Annotated in this window: 17 protein-coding genes and 1 pseudogene; 15 read left to right on the forward strand and 3 right to left on the reverse strand. The window is 65.8% G+C overall.

From position 1 onward, the window contains the following. From L284_RS45105 to chrA, 4 genes and pseudogenes are all read left to right on the forward strand, one after another. Positions 1–450, forward strand: a pseudogene (locus L284_RS45105) (IS21 family transposase); the annotation flags it as partial. Next, entirely contained in the window at positions 447–1,316 is an 870-nt protein-coding gene (gene istB / locus L284_RS45110; protein WP_021235954.1) for an IS21-like element helper ATPase IstB, read from the forward strand. The pseudogene L284_RS45105 and the gene istB, both read left to right, overlap by 4 nt. A gap of 446 nt (positions 1,317–1,762) precedes the next feature. Beyond that, the gene (locus tag L284_RS45115; RefSeq protein WP_021236015.1) at positions 1,763–2,716 is read left to right on the forward strand and encodes a chromate resistance protein ChrB domain-containing protein; all 954 of its coding nucleotides are present in this window, start codon (positions 1,763–1,765) and stop codon (positions 2,714–2,716) included. Beyond that, positions 2,713–4,119: a chromate efflux transporter gene (chrA, locus tag L284_RS45120; protein WP_021236016.1), complete on the forward strand. Its 1,407-nt coding sequence runs from the start codon at positions 2,713–2,715 to the stop codon at positions 4,117–4,119. Before L284_RS45115 ends, chrA begins: the two co-directional genes overlap by 4 nt. Positions 4,120–4,165: 46 nt before the next feature. On the opposite strand, the gene L284_RS45125 is transcribed toward chrA, so the two are convergent. The 3 genes from L284_RS45125 to L284_RS48320 form a co-directional block, all read right to left on the reverse strand. Then, positions 4,166–6,016, reverse strand: a complete 1,851-nt coding sequence (locus L284_RS45125; RefSeq protein WP_021236017.1) for a methyl-accepting chemotaxis protein — start codon at positions 6,014–6,016, stop codon at positions 4,166–4,168. Between the two features lie 229 nt (positions 6,017–6,245). Then, positions 6,246–6,872: a DUF1826 domain-containing protein gene (locus tag L284_RS0125000; RefSeq protein WP_021236018.1), complete on the reverse strand. Its 627-nt coding sequence runs from the start codon at positions 6,870–6,872 to the stop codon at positions 6,246–6,248. Next, on the reverse strand, positions 6,869–7,072 hold the full coding sequence (locus L284_RS48320; protein ID WP_160172156.1) for a hypothetical protein: 204 nt from the start codon (positions 7,070–7,072) through the stop codon (positions 6,869–6,871). The genes L284_RS0125000 and L284_RS48320 overlap by 4 nt, the downstream gene beginning before the upstream one ends. A gap of 550 nt (positions 7,073–7,622) precedes the next feature. Between L284_RS48320 and L284_RS48140 the strand changes: the two genes are divergently transcribed. The 11 genes from L284_RS48140 (at position 7,623) to L284_RS45180 (ending at position 17,406) form a co-directional block, all read left to right on the forward strand. Further along, a complete protein-coding gene (locus L284_RS48140) occupies positions 7,623–7,835 on the forward strand; it encodes a hypothetical protein (RefSeq protein ID WP_152524778.1) in 213 nt (70 codons plus the stop codon). A 262-nt stretch (positions 7,836–8,097) separates the two neighbouring features. Next, entirely contained in the window at positions 8,098–8,289 is a 192-nt protein-coding gene (locus tag L284_RS45135) for a Flp family type IVb pilin (RefSeq protein ID WP_021236020.1), read from the forward strand. A gap of 74 nt (positions 8,290–8,363) precedes the next feature. Continuing rightward, positions 8,364–9,269 carry a Flp pilus assembly protein CpaB gene (gene cpaB, locus L284_RS45140; RefSeq protein WP_021236021.1) on the forward strand — a complete coding sequence of 302 codons (906 nt, stop codon included), beginning with the start codon at positions 8,364–8,366 and terminating at the stop codon, positions 9,267–9,269. Beyond that, on the forward strand, positions 9,259–10,776 hold the full coding sequence (locus L284_RS45145; protein WP_235054600.1) for a type II and III secretion system protein family protein: 1,518 nt from the start codon (positions 9,259–9,261) through the stop codon (positions 10,774–10,776). The genes cpaB and L284_RS45145 overlap by 11 nt, the downstream gene beginning before the upstream one ends. Then, on the forward strand, positions 10,766–11,068 hold the full coding sequence (locus L284_RS45150; protein ID WP_021236023.1) for a hypothetical protein: 303 nt from the start codon (positions 10,766–10,768) through the stop codon (positions 11,066–11,068). Before L284_RS45145 ends, L284_RS45150 begins: the two co-directional genes overlap by 11 nt. A gap of 28 nt (positions 11,069–11,096) precedes the next feature. Then, complete coding sequence (locus L284_RS45155) at positions 11,097–12,671, forward strand: TadE/TadG family type IV pilus assembly protein (RefSeq protein ID WP_021236024.1); 1,575 nt, start codon at positions 11,097–11,099, stop codon at positions 12,669–12,671. Positions 12,672–12,673: 2 nt separating this feature from the next. Next, the gene (locus L284_RS45160; protein ID WP_031343178.1) at positions 12,674–13,174 is read left to right on the forward strand and encodes a TadE/TadG family type IV pilus assembly protein; all 501 of its coding nucleotides are present in this window, start codon (positions 12,674–12,676) and stop codon (positions 13,172–13,174) included. After that, positions 13,171–13,803 (forward strand): TadE/TadG family type IV pilus assembly protein, encoded by a 633-nt coding sequence (locus tag L284_RS45165; protein ID WP_021236026.1) that lies wholly within the window; start codon positions 13,171–13,173, stop codon positions 13,801–13,803. Before L284_RS45160 ends, L284_RS45165 begins: the two co-directional genes overlap by 4 nt. A 9-nt stretch (positions 13,804–13,812) precedes the next feature. Then, entirely contained in the window at positions 13,813–15,015 is a 1,203-nt protein-coding gene (locus L284_RS45170; RefSeq protein WP_021236027.1) for an AAA family ATPase, read from the forward strand. Between the two features lies 1 nt (position 15,016). Further along, complete coding sequence (locus L284_RS45175) at positions 15,017–16,408, forward strand: CpaF family protein (protein ID WP_021236028.1); 1,392 nt, start codon at positions 15,017–15,019, stop codon at positions 16,406–16,408. Then, entirely contained in the window at positions 16,405–17,406 is a 1,002-nt protein-coding gene (locus L284_RS45180) for a type II secretion system F family protein (protein WP_021236029.1), read from the forward strand. The genes L284_RS45175 and L284_RS45180 overlap by 4 nt, the downstream gene beginning before the upstream one ends.

Consider the following 17,406-nt stretch of genomic DNA (forward strand, 5'->3'; position numbering starts at 1 on the left):
CGTCTCGATGTCTTCATCGGCGGCACAAGGCTCATGACCCTGCAGCGCGGCCGCGCCGGTGTGAACGGTAAGCACGGCCACGTTGTCGATTATCGCCATGTCATTCATTCCCTGCGCCGCAAGCCGATGGCGCTGCGGGGATTGGTCTATCGTGACAGCCTGTTCCCCCGTGCGCCCTACCGCCTCATGTTCGAGCACTTGCTGGAAGCTGTGGGCGAGAAAGAAGCCTGCCGGATCATGGTCGAGCTTCTGGCCATGGCCCACGAGCGCGCCTGCGAGGCGGAGCTCTCCCATGTCCTGGAGGAGAACCTGGCAATCCGCAGGATCCCATGCTTGTCGGCACTTCGGGCCCGCTTCAGCCCCGATCCCGCCACTTTGCCCGAAGTCGTGGTCGAGATGGTCTCGCTCTCGATCTACGACGGGCTGATCGAACAGGGAGAAGCGGCATGAGCACGGCTCCCATGATCGACGCACAGCGCCTGGGCCTGATGCTCAATGAACTGCGCTTGCCAACCATTAAGCATATCTGGGGAGATTTTGCAGCCCAGGCGGACAAGGAAGGATGGCCCGCGAGCCGGTTCCTTGCAGCTCTCGCCGAACACGAACTCGCCGAACGCGATCGTCGCCGGATCGGGCGTCATCTGGCTGAAGCCCACCTGCCGGCGGGCAAGACGTTGGACTGCTTCGCCTTCGAGGCCGTGCCGATGATCTCCAAGGCACAGGTCATGGCCCTGTGCGCCGGCGATGGTTGGCTCGACCAGGGTTCCAATCTCATCCTGTTCGGCCCGCCAGGCGGCGGCAAAAGCCATCTGGCGGCGGCGATCGGCCTGGCATTGGTGGAAAAAGGCTGGCGAGCACTGTTCACCCGCACCTCTGACCTCGTCCAACGTCTGCAGGTGGCTCGCCGCGAACTGACGCTGGAATCCGCAATCGCCAAGCTCGACAAATATCATCTGCTCATTCTCGACGACTTCGCCTACGTCTCACGCGACCAAGCGGAAACCTCTGTCCTCTTCGAACTGATCAGTGCCCGATATGAGCGCAGATCCCTGCTCATCACCGCCAACCAGCCCTTCGGTGAATGGAACCGCGTCTTCCCGGACCCGGCAATGACGCTCGCTGCGGTCGACAGGCTCGTGCATCACGCCACGATCTTCGAGATGAACGTGGAAAGTTATCGCCGGCGCACGGCTCAGGCCCGCCGCACCGGGGCTGGACGTCCTGCCGCCTACACCACTCCGAAAGTCCTCGAGACCATCCGCGACAATCAGGATGAGAACGAGATCCTTGCCAGCGAAAAGCAAAATCGGCACTGAATGACGCGCCGCGACAATCACATTCTCATCCTGATTGACGCGCAATCCTCATCCTGTTTGTCGCGCTACACACAACCACTTCCGGCCTTACTCGAGCCTGGGGAACAGAACCCCGGCCGAGGTAGGAGCCAGTTCGGTCGGCAAACCGGGCCATCACGTCCACGCTTGGGCATCAAACCGGGCACAGGCTCTACTCATAGCTGGTAGAAACCTCGGGCTCGGACCACACGAACACATGACCCATATCTACATCCAGGGATGGGTCGGCGGCTCGCCTGTGACCTGGATGGAAACCGCGACCAACGAGGAATATCTAGCACTCATTAGAGAGAAGTAAGGAACTGACGCGTCAGTTGGGTACCGCCAAAGGATCGCAACCGTGATCTCACAGCAGGGAATGATATAGCTGTTCTTACGGGTGGAAGCTGTGATATACCCATATCAACATGCTCAAACCGTCACCCGCCCTCTGGCTGGCGCTGCTCCATCAGCTGCCGACGAAGCCGCCCTACTTCCGCGTCAAGATCTGGCGCCGCCTTCAGGCGATCGGCGCGGTTCCGATCAAGAACGCGGTCCACGTTCTCCCCAGGGCCCCGGAGCACGCGGCAACCTTCCAGGAACTGCTGGATGAGATCGTCGCCGGCGGGGGCGAAGCGATTCTGATCGAAGCCCGTCTGCTGGTCGGCATGACCGATGCGGAAGTGCAGGCACTGTTCGACGACGCGCGCAATGCCGATTATGAGGACATCACCCAGAACGCGCGTCGCCTGCTGGAAACAGGCCCCGCGAACGGAAGCGAGATCGTCCGCCTTCACAAGCGGCTGGATGAGGTCAAGGCGCTCGACTACTTCGGCGCACCCCGCCGGCGGGATGCCGAGGCGGCGCTCGCACAGCTCGATCGCCAGCGGTACGAGCATCCGGACGTCGGCCGATCGCAACCGCTTTCCGAGGAGCCGCTCGACCTGGTGGCGAAAGTCTGGGTGACGCGCAGCGGCGTCCACGTCGACCGGATCGCCTGCGCCTGGCTCATTCGCAGGTTCGTAGATCCGCAAGCCACCTTCAAGTTCGTCGATGCCCGCAGCTACTTGCCCGGCCTGGGCGAGTTGCGCTTCGACATGGCCGAGGCGGAATTCACGCACGAGGAAGATCGCTGCAGTTTCGAGACCCTGGTGCTGCGGGCCGGCCTCGGCGACGACCCGGCTCTCGTGGCGATCGGCGAGATCATCCATGATCTCGACATCGGCGACGGCAGGTTCAATCGCCCGGAGACACCGGGGCTCGGCGCCATCCTTTCGGGGATATGCGCCTCCTGCGACGAGGACCTCCAGCGCATCGCCCAGGCCGGTGAGGCGCTCAACCAGTTCCATGCCTTCTTCAGCGCAAGGAAGACCGAACCATGACCATTGTCGCCATCGAACCTGCCGAAGGGCCTTTGCCGGCCACTGGCGATCACGGCATCGCCTTCGCCGAGGCGGTCGCCGTCTGGGCGCGCATCGCGGCGCTCAGCTTCGGGGGGCCTGCCGGTCAGATCGCAGTCATGCACCGCATTCTGGTGGAGGAGAAGAAGTGGATCGGGGAGGAGCGCTTCCTCCATGCCCTGAACTACTGCATGCTCCTGCCCGGCCCCGAAGCGCAGCAACTGGCGGCCTATATCGGCTGGCTGCTCCACCGGACCAAAGGCGGCCTTGTCGCCGGGGCATTGTTCGTCCTGCCGGGTTTCCTGGCGATCCTGGGCTTGAGCTACGTCTATGTGCTGCTCGGCCGGACGCCGCTAGTCGAAGGGCTGTTCTTCGGCCTGAAAGCCGCCGTGCTGGCCGTGGTGGTCCAGGCCGTCGTTCGCGTGGGGTCGCGGGCGCTGAAGAACGGCGTGATGCGCGGGATCGCGGCGGCGGCCTTCCTCGCCATCTTCTTCCTGGACGCGCCGTTTCCGCTGATCGTCCTGCTCGCCGGCCTGGGAGGGTATGCCGGTGGCCGCGCCGGTCTTGCCGCCTTCAAGGCCGGCGGCGGTGGTCATGGCTCGGCGGGCGGCAGGATCGTTCACGATGCCGAGACGGCGCTGGGTGAAGGTCTGCCCGAACACGCCCGCCCGAACCTTGCCTGGTCGCTCAAGATATCGGGCGCTCTGCTCGCCTTGTGGTTGGCGCCGGTTATCACGCTGCTGGTCCTGGCGGGACCGGACAACGTCTTCACCCAGATCGCCACGTTCTTCAGCCAGATGGCGGTCGTGACCTTCGGCGGCGCCTATGCGGTGCTCGCCTATGTCGCTCAGGAAGCGGTCGGCACCTATGGCTGGCTGAAACCGGGCGAAATGCTCAATGGCCTGGGCCTTGCCGAGACGACGCCTGGCCCGCTGATCATGGTCACGCAATTCGTCGGCTTCCTTGCCGCCTTCCGCGAGGCGACGGGACTGTCGCCGCTCGTCGCGGCCACGCTGGGCGCGGTCCTGACGACCTGGGTCACATTCGTGCCCTGCTTCCTGTGGATCTTCGCCGGCGCGCCGTTCGTCGAGCGGCTGCGCGGCAATCGCGCGCTGTCCTCGGCGTTGACCGCGATTACGGCCGCGGTGGTCGGCGTCATTCTCAATCTTGCGGTCTGGTTCGCCGTGCACACGATCTTCACTCAGACCCGCACGATCGGCTTCGTCGGCAGAGGCTTCGATGTGCCGGTGCCGACCTCGCTCCATGTCCCCGCTCTCGTGCTTGCGCTTGGCGCGGCGGTGGCCGTCTTCCGGTTCAGGATCGGCATGATCCCGGTGCTGCTGGCCTGCGCCCTGCTTGGCGCCGCCTATGGCCTGATCGGATAACCCACCAGGCCGCAGCGAGCAGACGTCCGCTGCGGCCGGGCGCGCTTCAGAAATCGTTCCAGTCGGCTTCGCTGGGGACCTGGGCCGAGAGCAGCCGCAGATGCGCATTGCCGGAGACGCGTGCAGGACGCGGCTTCTTCGCTTCGAAGCTGCGCGGGCGGGGCGGCGTCGCGGATGCCGCGACCTTGAAGCTGGCGGTCTGGCCGGCCAGCGTCATGACTTCGTTGGACAGGTTCCGGGCTGCCGCCGAGGTTTCCTCGACCATGGCCGCGTTCTGCTGGGTGGACTGGTCCATGGTCCCGATAGCGACGCTGATCTGGCTGATCGCTGTCGACTGCGCCTGGTTGTCGGCCGCCATCGAGCCGAGCAGACCATGCACTTCCTCGACGTCGCTGGTGATCGCGGCCAGCGCTTCGTCGACATGCCTGACCATTTCGACGGCCGAAACGATCTCGGACTGCGTGGTCGTGAGCTGATCGCGCGCGCGGCCGGCTTCCTCTTCCGCCCGCATCGCCAGGGCCGAAACCAGGTCGGCGACGACCGCGAAGCCCCGTCCTGCCTCCCCGGCCCGTCCGGCTTCGACGGCGGCGTTCATCGCCAGGACGCGGGTCTGAAACGCGATCTTGTCGAGGCCTTCGATGACGCTGTCGATTCCCTTCGCGCTGTCCGCGACCCGCGTCATGGCCTCCACCGCCTCATGCGCCGTTTCGCGCCCGCCGCGCACGGTCGAGATGGCGCCGTCCGCCCGCTCAACAGTGCGCGTGGCCGAGACGGCGGTGGCCTTGAGCCGGCCGTCCATCTGCGTCACCGCTGCCGCCGTCTGCTCAAGGCTGGCCGCGCTGGATTCGGTGCGCCGGGCAAGATCTTCCGAGGCCTGGGCGATCTCTCCCGATCCGGTTCGAATGGCCTCGGTGCTCTGCCCGACGGCGGCGATGAGCGTTCCGAGCGTGGAAAGGGCCTCGTTGAAATTGGTCTTGAGTTCCGCGTAGTCGGCAGGAAACTCGGCCTGGATGCGGGCCGTGAGGTCACCTTCGCTCAGCGCGGCGAGGCCGTCGCGCAGCGCGCTCGTGATGACCTGCTGCGCGCGGGCGGCGGCCGCGTCCGCCTCGGCGCGGTTCACGGCCGCCATGCGGAACTGCTCGACCGCCTTGGCGACATCGCCCAGCTCGTCGCCGCGATCCAGGCTCGGCACACGCGCGGTGCCCCCCTCGGCCAGGGTCGTCGTCGTGCGCGACAGTTCGGCCAGCGGCGCCGAGACCGAGCGGGCCAGCAGGCGCCAAATGGCGAACAGCCCGGCCATGCCGATCGCGGTGACCGCGAGGATGAACCAGAACGCGCGCTGGGCAAAAGCCTTGCCGGTGTCGTTAGACGCCTTGGCGCGCGCTTTCTGAAGCGCGATGAGATCGTTGGCCTCTTTCGAAGCCGCATCGGAGATGTCCTTGCCTTCCCCGAGGATCATCGCCAGCGCCGCCTCGGCGCCGCTGCGCTGCTTCATGGCGAAGATCCGGCTGTTCACCTCGTGAAGCCGGTCGATCCGGCTTTTCAGCGAGGAGAGCTGCGGGGTGAATTCGCCGGCGAGCGGAGCGTAGTCGCTCGCCGCGCGGTCGATCGCCTGCCGGTTCTTGTCGAAGCGCTCGGCGTAGTTGCGCTCCTGTTCGGGTGAGCGCGCGTTCATCTGCGACAGGATGATCACCCGGTGCTCTCTCAGTCCGGTCATCAGGCGCCCCAGAGCATCGGTTCCGGCGATGCCGCGCTCGACATGCCGCGTGGCGATGGCCTCCAGCTCTCTCATTACGATGATGCCCGATCCCGCCAGCGTGCCCATGAGCGCTCCGATCGCAAGGAACGTGACGAGCATTTTCTTCGAGAATTGCCAATTGTTGAAGACGGTTATCATGATGGAGCCCCCCTGAGCCGATTGAAACGTCGTATAAGAGAATTATAGAAGTTGGCGGTGCGGTCGGTCGGGGAACTGACGATACATTTTGTTGCCGATGCCCAAGCCTGTTCAGTGGGGCAGGGCTTGGCGGCATGGCGGACCTTGGGGGAACCGGTAAGATCACTCGCCGCCGCGGAACATCGTCGCGCGGCTTATCCGCTCCAGTACAGGGGGCGTCGCGGGTCGTTCATGGCTGCGCCGCTTCGAGCGGGGCCAAGGGTGGCATGTCCAGGACCAGCAGCAGTCGCGCTGCACCGGTGCCGGCGATCGGCGGCGATCGGTGGAGGATCGCCGGCGTTTCGGCCCACATGCGGCCCTTGAACAGCCCGACGGTGCCGGCGGCCACGTGGTTGATCGGGGCTTCCGCTCCGGCGCCCGCCTCAATCCATTGCGTACCGGGTTCGGTGAGGGGCATCAGCAGGCGGGCCGTGACATTGTCCATGTGGAACTTGCGGCAGGCGTCCGTCTCCACGATGTCCAGACGCAGGCGGACCGTGTCTCCGCCCATGATGCGGACGAAGCGGCGGGCAAGCGAAGCGATTTCGGCAGCCAGAACGGCCGCACGCACGCCAGCGGGATAGCCTGCCCGCTCCAGGGCGGCGGGAAGGGTCGCGGCAGGGTCTGTCAGCGCAAGACTTTCCTGCACATCGTCGATCTCGCTGAAATCCAGCTTGTCCAGCCAGTCCAGACCTTTCGGCCTGGCCCGCGTCCAGAGTACGAGATGGACGGTCTCTTCGAGAATGCGCGCGAGAACGGCCGGATCATCGGAGGCGGCCCAGGCGGTACGAAGAGATTGCGGCGCGGCGAGGCTCACTGGGCCGTCTCCACGGTGCGGAGCGGGAAGGGGGAGGCGTCGATGCTCACGTCCGACATGTCGTGAACGGTCAGGACGATGAGGCGTCCTGCCCAATTGGCGCGGATAGGATGGAGCGGCGCGGTCCTCCTCGCGCCCAGCAAAGCGGGCAGAACGGTGAGGTACGGCTTGCGGGGCGCTACGGTCGGACTGATGGGCATGATGCGATCCTGGTCAACGCAATGATATAACGTATCATAAAAATGACGCAATTGGGAAGGGTGTCCTGGCAATCCGCTTTTCCAGGATGCGATGGTTTGGAGGCGGATCGGTCGGTTCATCCTCCCAGGCTTCGAGCCGCCTGTGATTCCCACCGGGCGCCTATCGCGAAAGTCCCGGCGGGCCTGATGCGCTTTCTCGAAGATGACCAGTCCGATGATCCCATCCTTTCGGTCGTGAACCTCGTGGATCTGTTCCTGGTGATTTGCGCCGTGGGGAGGAGAAGTGGAAACCTCCGCCATTCTCTGACTGCGGTCCGGGGATGCGAGTCGCCGCCGGCAGCGCGGCAGCGGGAGGTCGCTCGGCAAAAGCGCAGGGGTGAAGGTCCACTCTAGTGCCGATGCCATGCCGCCGCCTGGCGCAATTCGGCAAAACTAAGTTGCGCTACCGAATAACCCGATTGATCCGTGCTTAGGTCGATGGCCACTGCCGAGTTCGTCCGAGATAATCGCAATCTCTTCCGCCGTTTAATGGGAGCACGATCATCATGGCTTGAGCGCTTCTGATAACAATTCGCAGCAGCAAAGCGCACCGGCATCCGAGGAAGCCCATCCTTTTGGCGTAATTTTCAGCCAGTCTTCTGTTCTTTTTTGGGACGAAACGGGCTTTTTTAGCGGCAAGGCGCGGAACTTTTGCGTATTTTGTCGAAATATTGCTGAAATGCCACCGCTTACCCGCGGTCAATTTATTGATCTGTATCGATAAAAATCAGGTTAGCATTTTCGATTGACGATGATGTGTTCACAACCGATCATTGGTTTGTCTCTGGGGAGAGGCAAAAGACGATCGGAGCCACAGCACAACAAGCCGGCATTGATCTAACAGAACCGCAGTCGCGGCTCGCAACATCTCTCGTCGAGACACGACATACCGCAGCGATTGCTACGGACAACTGTATCATAACTCGAACCATGCATTCCTGTCGGCCTGTCGCCGGCAGTTGAGGATCTGTAACTGGGAGACCGCCATGAGCAAGTTCATCCGCGATTTCATTTCCGATCAGTCCGGCGCTTCGGCAGCCGAATATGCGCTCATCCTCGCCATCGTCGGCGCCGGCATCGGCACAGCGGCCTATGCGCTGGGCACCTCGATCAAGGGCGCCATGGGCAGCGCGGCCACCAAGATCGACGCCTGCAGCAGCCAGGCCGGCTGCCCCTGATCTTTCCGTTCTCCCCGCCGCCCGGGCGGCGGGGTCTTCGCCAGTCGTTTGGGGGCAACTTGGGGAGAGGCGCCATGGCAAAAGGGCGCAATCTGTTACTCGTCGGCGCAGCGGTCACGATCGGCCTTGCGGCAACCTTCATGGCCAATGCCTACTTCTCGGGAGTAGAGGAACGCCAGGCGCAAGTCGCACAGCAGCAACAACTGACCCGCATCGTCGTTGCCGCCAACGATCTTCCGTTCGGAACCGTGCTCAACGAGCAGAACCTGAAGCTGGTGGGCTGGCCCGCCGTCTCGGTCCCCGCCGGAGCCTTTACCACTCTGGCCGAAGCCACGCGCGGCGGGCAGGCCACCATCCGCGCGATCGTTCGCGGTGAGCCCGTGCTGGCCTCGAAACTGTCGGGCCGCCCGACCCTCTCGGCCAACTTGCCCAAGGGCCAGTTCGCCGTCGCCGTGCCGATCAGCGCCGCCACCGCCGCCGGCGGGTTCGTGCGGCCGGGGGACATCGTCGACGTTCTGCTCACGCGGCAGATGCCGGGCGACAATGCGGGCAACCAGGACAAGATGACCGACGTGGTCCTTGCCGCCATTCCCGTGCTGGCCGTGGATGTGGACGCCAACGACAAGAGCACCGGCCCGGCCGTCGGCAAGACGGCGACGCTGCAGGTCGACACGCTGGGCGCCCAGAAGCTGGCGCTTTCGCAGCAGCTCGGCATCCTGAGCCTGGCGCTGCGCAACGCTGCGGATGCGACGGTCACGTCATCTTCTACCGTGATCCCGCCGCAGCTTTCCGCCCGCAACTATAGGATCGGCGCTCCGCGTGCGAGCGCGCCTTCCGCCCCCGCCGCCCGGATCGCCCCGATGCGCGTCAACCTGACGCTGCCCCGGGTCGATACGCCCGCTCCCCGTCCTGTCGGACTGCTCATGAGCGTGTTCCGTGGCAACGAAGGCAGCGAATACGAGGTGCAACGTGGCTATTGATCGCAACCGGGCCGCCGCGTGCGCCATGGCTTTCGCCATCGCCGCCGCCGCGCCCCTCATCGCCCCTTCCGCCGCCAGCGCACAGGCCGTCCGTTCCGCCGCGCTCGCGCCTACCCTCCACGCCGGTACGCTTGCCGTGCCGCTCAACAAGAGCCAGGTCGTCAGCGCCGACCGCCCGATCGCCAAGGCCATGGTCGGCAGCGCCGACATCGCCGACATCCTGCCGGTCACCGATCGCTCGATCTACGTCCTCGGCAAGAAGATGGGCACCACCAGCCTGACGCTCTACGACGGCGGCGGCCGGGTGATCTCGATCCTCGACGTCGCGGTCGGCCCCGATGTCGAGGCGCTGGGAGACCAGATCCACCAGCTCATCCCCGGCGACCCGATCGAGGCACGCATCTCCAACGATTCCGTGGTCCTGACCGGCATGGTCAGCAGCCCCGGCAATGCCGATCGCGCCATGCAGCTGGCCCGCGCCTTCGCCGGCGACAAAGTGGTCAATTTGCTTTCGGTCGGCTCCAGCCAACAGGTTATGCTGGAAGTCCGCTTCGCCGAAGTGAACCGCTCCACCGGCAAGGAGATCGGCGTCAGCGCCTTCTTCCAGTCGCGCGGGGGATCGTTCTCGGGCGCGATCGGCAAGGGCGCACAACTGGTTCCGGGCGGCGCAACCACGACCACGACTGTGCCTTTACCGGGCGGCGGCTCCACCCAAGTGACTTCCACCAGTAACGCCGGCATCCTTGGCCTGGCCGCGATCACCGATACCTTCGGCATCTTCCGCAAGGTCTTCTCGCTGGGCGGGCTCGATATCGATGCCACGCTCAACGCGCTGGAATCGCGCGGCATGGCCAAGACGCTGGCCCAGCCGACGCTGATCGCTCTCTCCGGCGAGCGCGCTTCGTTCCTGGCGGGCGGCGAGTTCCCGGTGCCGGTGGCGCAGGCCAGCAGCAATTCCAGCAACGGCAACCAGGCGATTACCGTCGAGTTCAAGTCGTTCGGCGTCAGCCTCGGCTTCACCCCCACTGTGCTCAGCGACAAGACGATCAGCCTGATCGTCGAGCCCGAAGTGAGCGCACTGGATCCTTCCGCCTCGATCGCCGTGGGCAACATCACCATACCCGGCCTCCGAACGCGGCGGGCGAGCACCACGCTGGAGCTGCGCGACGGAGAAAGCTTCGCAATCGCGGGCCTGCTCCAGAAGGACTTCCAGACGACGGTCAGCCAGGTGCCCATTCTCGGCTCCCTGCCGATCATCGGCTCGCTGTTCCGTTCCAGTGCCTTCCAGAAGGGCGAGACCGAGCTGCTGATCGTGGTGACGCCGCACCTGGTGGCGCCGATCAAGCCTTCGCAAGTGCGCCTGCCGACCGATCGGGTGGCAGATCCCGGCGAACTGAACACGTTCCTGGCGGGACAGGCCTATGCGCCGCAGCCGCTGGCACCGGCCGAGCCATCAGGCGCTCAGCCTTCCTCCACCCTGCCGAAGGGAGACGGCTATGACTTCTGACCGCACGCTTCCCGCGCTCCTGCTGGCGCTGCTCGTTACCGGGTGCGCCACGCCGGACGGCAAGTTCTACATGGGCGGCAAGGACAACTTCGGCGAGGCCAACCGCCAGACGATGGCCGCGCAGATCATCGATCCCGATCCGCGCTACGATACGGCGGTTCCGGACGGCAACGGCGCGCACGCCGCCGCCGCCCTGGAGCGCTATCGCACCGACAAGGTGAAGAAGCCCGAGCGGGTTCGCACCAGCCGCGACCTTGCAGGTGCCGCCTCCGGCGCTGCCGGTCCCAACTAATCCCACCGAGTGCCCCGGAGCCCCGGCCATGATCAGCCACGCGCCAATCCACCGCTTCCTCGCCGACCAGAGCGGCGCCGTTGCGGCCACTTACGGACTGTCGCTCTTCGCGCTGATCATGGTCGGCGGCGTCGGGTTCGACTATGCCCGGCTCGCCGGGATGGACAGCGAGTTGCAGAACGGCGCCGACCAGGCCGCGCTGGCCGGAGCGACCCAGCTCGACGGCAAGAGCGGCGCCTGCTCCCGCGCCGCCGCCGCCGCGATCGGACTGGTGACGAACACCACGATCCTGGCAAGCACGCATAGCATCTCCGTCGCCAGCGAGAGCGCCTGCGATGCCACCGGCACGGTGCGCTTCTGGCAGAATCGCGATGCCACCCAGGCCGCCACCAGCGATGCCAATGCCCGTTACATCGAACTCGATGTCGCCGCGCGCAGTGTCGACTATGCGCTCACGCCGGTCGGCGGGCTGCTCCACGCCACGTCGAAGGCGAGCGCCATGGCCGGGATCGGATCGTCGATCTGCAAGGTGCCGCCGGTCTTCATGTGCAATCCCGCCGAAGCGAGCGACGTCTCCTTCAACACGCCGGACTACATCGGCAAGGGTATCCGCCTGATCGCCAACGACGGTGGCGGCAACTATGGGCCGGGCAACTTCGGATACCTCCAGTCCAACGCCGGCAACGGCGCCCAGGCTGTCGCCCAGACGCTGGGCCGTACCGAGATCCCCGGCGACTGCCTCGGTATCGATGGCGTGGACACCAAGCCCGGCGTGCAGGTCAGCGTGCTGGATGCGCTCAACACCCGCTTCGATGTCTATGCCAACGGCCTCAACCAGGCCTGCGGCAACGGCAACGGGCTTTGCCCGCCTTCCGCCAACACCCGCAAGGACCTGATGCACAAGGGCGGGACCGGCAACTGCGCATTCCAGACCGGCAACGGCAACGGCTGGCACGAGGCGCCGCACCCTTATGTGCCGACTTCTGCCACCACGCCGCTGACTGCCGCCCAGATCACCGGTCTGTCGCCGATGGGCTATCCGCGCGACATGTGCCACGCCGTCAGCCTGACCGGCAGCTGCGCCAAGGGCCAGATCGGCGATGGCAATTGGGACCGGAACGCCTTCTTCAAGACCAACGGCGCCAACTACCCTTCCACTTTCGATGTCGGCGGTACTTTCGGCACCGCCGCGCCGACGCGCTACCAGGTCTATCGGTACGAGGCGGCCAATGCCGGCTCCCGACTGCAAATCCAGGCCGACGGCAGCGACACCTCCCGTCCGCAGCCCTATTGCCAGGCGCCCGGTGTGCCGGTGGGCGGCGTATCGGGAGGCAACGGGGCAGCAGACCGGCGGGTGATCTCGGTGGCGGTGATCAACTGCCAGTCGCAGGGCATCGGCGGCGCCTCCTCCGGCGTGCAGGTGCAGAAGTGGGTCGACGTGTTCCTCGTCGAACCCGCCGTGGCCCGCAAGAGCGGCTCGACCAAGCTGACCGAACAGAGCGACGTCTATGTCGAAGTGATCCGTGAAACCTCGCTCGGCAGCGGCGGCGGCAGTTCGGCCGCGCAGATGATCCGGCGCGACGTGCCGTATCTGGTGAAGTGACGATGCGTGCGCTTCTTTCCCTCCGCCCTCGCTCGCTCCGGACCGATCGTTCCGGCGCCGCCGCCGCCGAGATGGCGCTGCTCCTGCCGCTGGCGCTGGTGCTGATCTTCGGCGCCATGGAAGGCGGCTGGTACATGGTCTGCGAGCACCGCGTCGTGAAAGGCGTCCGCGACGCCGCCCGCTATGCCTCGCGCCTCGATTTCAGCAACTACACCTGCCCTTCGACCTTCAGCGGCAACGGCACCGCGGTGAAGAACCTGGCGCGGACCGGCAAGCTCACCGGCGGAACGCCCACGGTACCGGGCTGGACCGATGCCCAGGTGACGATCGCCGTCACCTGCTCCCCAGGCGCGAGCGGGCTCTATTCGGTCGTTTCCGGCAATGCCCCCAAGGTGAAGATCAGCGCCCAGGTGCCCTATCCCTCGCTGTTCGGGACGCTGGGCTTCGGCGGGACCTCGCGCACCCTCGGCGCCTCGGCGCAAAGCCCGGTGGCAGGGCTGTGACCGCTGCTCCCTTCTCGATCCGGGCTTTCGCGCAGGACCGCGCGGCGGCGAGCGCAGCGGAATTCGCGCTCGTCCTGCCGCTGCTCCTGCTGCTGATCCTCGGCACCATCGACATCGGCCTCTATGCCTGGCAGATCAACCAGGCCGAGAAGGCCACGCAGACCGGCGCGCGCTGGGCCGTCGCCACCGACATGATCGCCAGCGGCCTGCAAAACTACAGCTTCGCCAGCGCGGGAGGTATTCCGCAGGGCACCGTCGTCGGCGTCAGCGCCTTTCCCGGCGTCACCTGCCAGAGCGGCGGCACCAGCGTAAGCTGCACTTGCGCCGCCGGTGGTTCCTGCGCCTTCCCGCTGACCGCCAGCAACACCGCCTTCACAGCGCTGGTGACCCGCATGAAGCAGATCGACGGGCATATCACCGCCAGCAATGTCGTGGTCACTTACGGATGGTCCGGCCTCGGCTTTGCGGGCGACCCGAACGGGCCGGACGTGGCTCCGCTCACCACCGTCAGCCTGCGCAACATGAACTACCAGCCGATCAGCACCCTGGTCTTCGGGGTGCAGGTCCCCCTGCCAACCTTCGCCTACACGCTGACCATGGAAGACGGCAGCGGCACGGTCTCAAACTAGGCGCATCTCATGGGAAAGAACGTGCACTTCGACCAAGCGGGCAGCCAGACCGGCGGGAGCGGACGCTCCGCGATCCTCGTCGTCGCCTCTCAGGCCGTGATCGAGGAATTCAGGGCCGGCAGCCAGGGCGATCTTGTACTCGGCCTGCATCTCCTGGCGATGGAGCCGCACGAATTCCTGCCCGCCCATATGCTTCAGGACATGACCATGGCGGTGATCGAGGTGCACCCGGAGGACCAACGCTCGATGGCCCGCCTGACCCGCGTCTGCGAAGCCTTCCCGACGCTTCCGGTGGTCGCCGCGATCAGTGACGCCAGTGTCGCCCTGGTGCGGGCGCTGGTGCGCGAGGGCATCTGCGACGTCGTGTCGCTGCCTCTGGACCTCGACGAGATCCTCCAGATCTCGCTCGACACCCTTGCCCGCCAGCAGGTCCGCATTCCGCAGACGGGCGCCCTGGCGCCGGTCCTGGCCGTGACCCGCTCCATCAGCGGCTGCGGCGCGACCTCGATCGCGACCCATCTGGCAGCGGACCTCGCCGGCCATGAGGAAGGCGGCAAGGGCACGGTGATCGTCGATCTGGACCTCCAGTTCGGGCACGTCGGTCACTATCTGGGCACCACCGCGCGCGGCAATCTCAACGACCTCCTTGCCGCCGGCAATCGCCTCGACGAGGAACTGCTCGGTTCGGTCCTCGGCGCGGCAGGCGGCGGCCTTTGGGTGATCGCCGCGCCCGAGGCGATCATGCCGCTGGAAGCGGTCGATACCGACCAACTCCTGCGCGTCATCCACCTGCTGCGCCAGCGCTTCGACCATGTCGTGCTGGACCTGCCGGCGAACTGGACCAACTGGACCCTCTCCGCGGCCGTAGGCGCGGAGGTGATCGTGCTGGTGGTCGAACTCTCGATCGCCAGCCTGCGCGAGGCCCGCCGACGGCTCGACCTTTTCGCCTCGGTCGGCATCGCGCCGCAAAGCATCGCCATCGTCGTCAACCGCGCCGAGAAGCGCCTGTTCCGCACGATCGACGTTTCGGACGCCGCCCGCACGCTGGGGCACGCGGTGCTGGGCACCATCGCCCTCGACGCGCCGCAAGTGGAAGCCGCGCAGGCGGAGGGGCGCCTCGTCGGCCAGGTGCAGCGCAAGAGCCGTTTCGCAGCGGACGTCCGCACGCTGGCTGAAACGCTGAGAACCGGATTACGCGTAGGGGAGAACTGACATGTGGCAATTGCGTCGATCGCCCGGGGATCTCGATCAGGCCGGGAACGTCACCGGACTGCCGGTCCCGAACGCGGAACCGGCCAAGCCGCAACCTGAACCCTTCGATAAGGCAGGTGGCCAGCTCTCCACCCTCAAGATCCACATCCACCGCCAGTTGCTGGACCGCATCAATCTCTCCGTTCTGGAGAAGATGCCGCGTGAGACGATCGCCAGCGAAGTTTCCGCGATCATCACCGAACTGCTGGAGGACAGCAGCGAGATGCTCAACCGCGCCGAGCGGCTGCTGCTCTGTGAGGAAGTGCTGGACGAGCTACTGGGGCTGGGGCCGCTCGAACCCTTGCTCAAGGACGAGACGATCAACGACATCCTCGTCAACGGCCCGGAGGCCGTCTTCGTGGAGCGTTTCGGCGTGCTGGAAAAGGTCAGCACACGCTTCCAGGACAGCCGCCACCTGCTGCGCATCATCCAGAAGATCGTCAGCGCGGTGGGTCGCCGCGTCGACGAATCCTCGCCTTTCGTCGATGCCCGCCTGCCGGACGGCTCGCGCGTCAACGCCATCGTCCCGCCGCTGGCGATCGACGGGGCGTTGCTATCGATCCGCAAGTTCTCGAAGAAGCCGATCGGCATGGACCGCATGATCGACCTGGGCAGCATGCCGTCCGCCATGGCGCAGGTCCTGCAGGCGGTCGTGCTCGCACGGCGCAATGTCATCATCTCCGGTGGCACCGGCTCGGGCAAGACGACCATGCTCAATGCGCTGTCGAGTTACATCGACAGCCACGAACGGATCGTCACCATCGAGGATTCCGCCGAACTGCAACTCCAGCAGGAACACGTCGCCCGCCTGGAGACTCGCCCCGCCAATATCGAGGGCAAGGGCGAAGTCACCCAGCGCGAACTCGTCAAGAACGCGCTGCGCATGCGGCCGGACCGGATCATCCTGGGCGAATGCCGCGCCGGGGAGGCCTTCGACATGCTGCAGGCCATGAACACCGGCCACGACGGCTCGATGACGACGATCCACGCCAATACCCCGCGCGACGCGCTCTCCCGCATCGAACAGATGGTCGGCATGAGCGGCATCGACATCGCGCCGCGCTCCGTGCGGGCGCAGATCGCCTCGGCCATCAATGTCGTGCTCCAGATCGGCCGCCTGCCGGACGGCAAGCGCAAGGTCCTGTCGCTCAGCGAGATCACCGGCATGGAAGGCGAGACGATTTCCATGCAGGAAATCTTCCGCTTCCATCGCACCGGCCGCGAGGACGACGGAACCGTTATCGGCCACTTCGAGGCCACCGGCATCCGCCCCCGTTTCATGGCCGACCTCGCCGCCCACGGCATCCACCTCGAACCGGAACTGTTCCGCCCGACCGCGAGGCTGGAGGCATGAGCGCCGTCCTCGTCCGGCTGGTCACCATGGTCGCGGTCTTCGCGGCGGTATTCCTCATCGCCCAGGTGCTGCTGCGCCTGATCTGGCAGTACCAGGCGGACCGTGCAGCCGTGAACGAGCGCCTGCGCATGCTCCGCGCCGGGCACGACCGCGACCGCGTGGCCCATACCCTGCTCAAGAACGCGCCGCCGCAGCTCTCCGCCGATGCGACCTGGCTGGAACGGGCCCATGTCGCTTTCGTGCGCACGCTGATGGCCGCGGCGATCCGCATCGATGCGCGGCAGATCCTGCTGCGCATGGGACTGGCCTTCGCCGCCGTGGTGTTCCTGGCCCTGTTCCTGGTCTCGCTGTCCGGCCGGACGGTGACCATGGGCGTGCTCCAGTTGGTCCTCGCCTTCGCGGCGGCGCTGGCCTTCGGGCTCCCGCTGCTGCTGATCAACCGCAAGGCCCAGAAGCGCCGCCGGCGGATGGAGGAACTGTTCCCCGTCGCGCTCGACATCTTCTCGCGCTCGCTCCACGCCGGGCACCCCATCGCCTCCGCCATCGCCCTCGTCGCCGAGGAGATGGACGATCCGGTGGGGTCGGAATTCGGCCTGGTTTCCGACGAAGTCTCCTACGGCGCCGAACTCAACGATGCCTTGGCCGCCATGGCCGATCGGTGGGATCTGGAAGACATCCGCATGTTCGTCGTCTCCGTCTCGGTCCAGAGCGAGACCGGCGGCAACCTTGCGGAGATCATCGAAAACCTGACCAGGGTGATCCGCGAGCGCGCGGCGCTCTTTCTCAAGGTCCGCGCACTCAGCTCGGAAGGCCGGATGACCGGGTGGATGCTGACCGTGCTGCCGGTGTTCACCTTCGTCAGCATGTTCCTGATGAACCCCGCCTTCTACCTGGAGGTCGCGCAGGACCGCATCTTCACGATCGGCTTTCCTTGCCTGTTCGGCCTCTACGCCATCGGCATCCTCGCCATTCGCCGCATCACGGACATCAAGGTGTGA

Source organism: Novosphingobium lindaniclasticum LE124 (assembly GCF_000445125.1).
In the GTDB taxonomy this organism is placed as follows: Bacteria; Pseudomonadota; Alphaproteobacteria; order Sphingomonadales; family Sphingomonadaceae; genus Novosphingobium; species Novosphingobium lindaniclasticum.

Bases quoted from the DNA above. Each gene is read 5' to 3' on its own strand.
- chrA (WP_021236016.1), top strand. From the start codon at position 2,713: ATGACCATTGTCGCCATCGAACCTGCCGAAGGGCCTTTGCCGGCCACT.
- L284_RS45135 (WP_021236020.1), top strand. From the start codon at position 8,098: ATGAGCAAGTTCATCCGCGATTTCATTTCCGATCAGTCCGGCGCTTCG.
- L284_RS45160 (WP_031343178.1), top strand. From the start codon at position 12,674: ATGCGTGCGCTTCTTTCCCTCCGCCCTCGCTCGCTCCGGACCGATCGT.
- cpaB (WP_021236021.1), top strand. From the start codon at position 8,364: ATGGCAAAAGGGCGCAATCTGTTACTCGTCGGCGCAGCGGTCACGATC.
- L284_RS45175 (WP_021236028.1), top strand. From the start codon at position 15,017: ATGTGGCAATTGCGTCGATCGCCCGGGGATCTCGATCAGGCCGGGAAC.
- istB (WP_021235954.1), top strand. From the start codon at position 447: ATGAGCACGGCTCCCATGATCGACGCACAGCGCCTGGGCCTGATGCTC.
- L284_RS45150 (WP_021236023.1), top strand. From the start codon at position 10,766: ATGACTTCTGACCGCACGCTTCCCGCGCTCCTGCTGGCGCTGCTCGTT.
- L284_RS48320 (WP_160172156.1), bottom strand. From the start codon at position 7,072: ATGCCCATCAGTCCGACCGTAGCGCCCCGCAAGCCGTACCTCACCGTT.
- L284_RS45180 (WP_021236029.1), top strand. From the start codon at position 16,405: ATGAGCGCCGTCCTCGTCCGGCTGGTCACCATGGTCGCGGTCTTCGCG.
- L284_RS45115 (WP_021236015.1), top strand. From the start codon at position 1,763: ATGCTCAAACCGTCACCCGCCCTCTGGCTGGCGCTGCTCCATCAGCTG.
- L284_RS45155 (WP_021236024.1), top strand. From the start codon at position 11,097: ATGATCAGCCACGCGCCAATCCACCGCTTCCTCGCCGACCAGAGCGGC.
- L284_RS45170 (WP_021236027.1), top strand. From the start codon at position 13,813: ATGGGAAAGAACGTGCACTTCGACCAAGCGGGCAGCCAGACCGGCGGG.
- L284_RS45125 (WP_021236017.1), bottom strand. From the start codon at position 6,016: ATGATAACCGTCTTCAACAATTGGCAATTCTCGAAGAAAATGCTCGTC.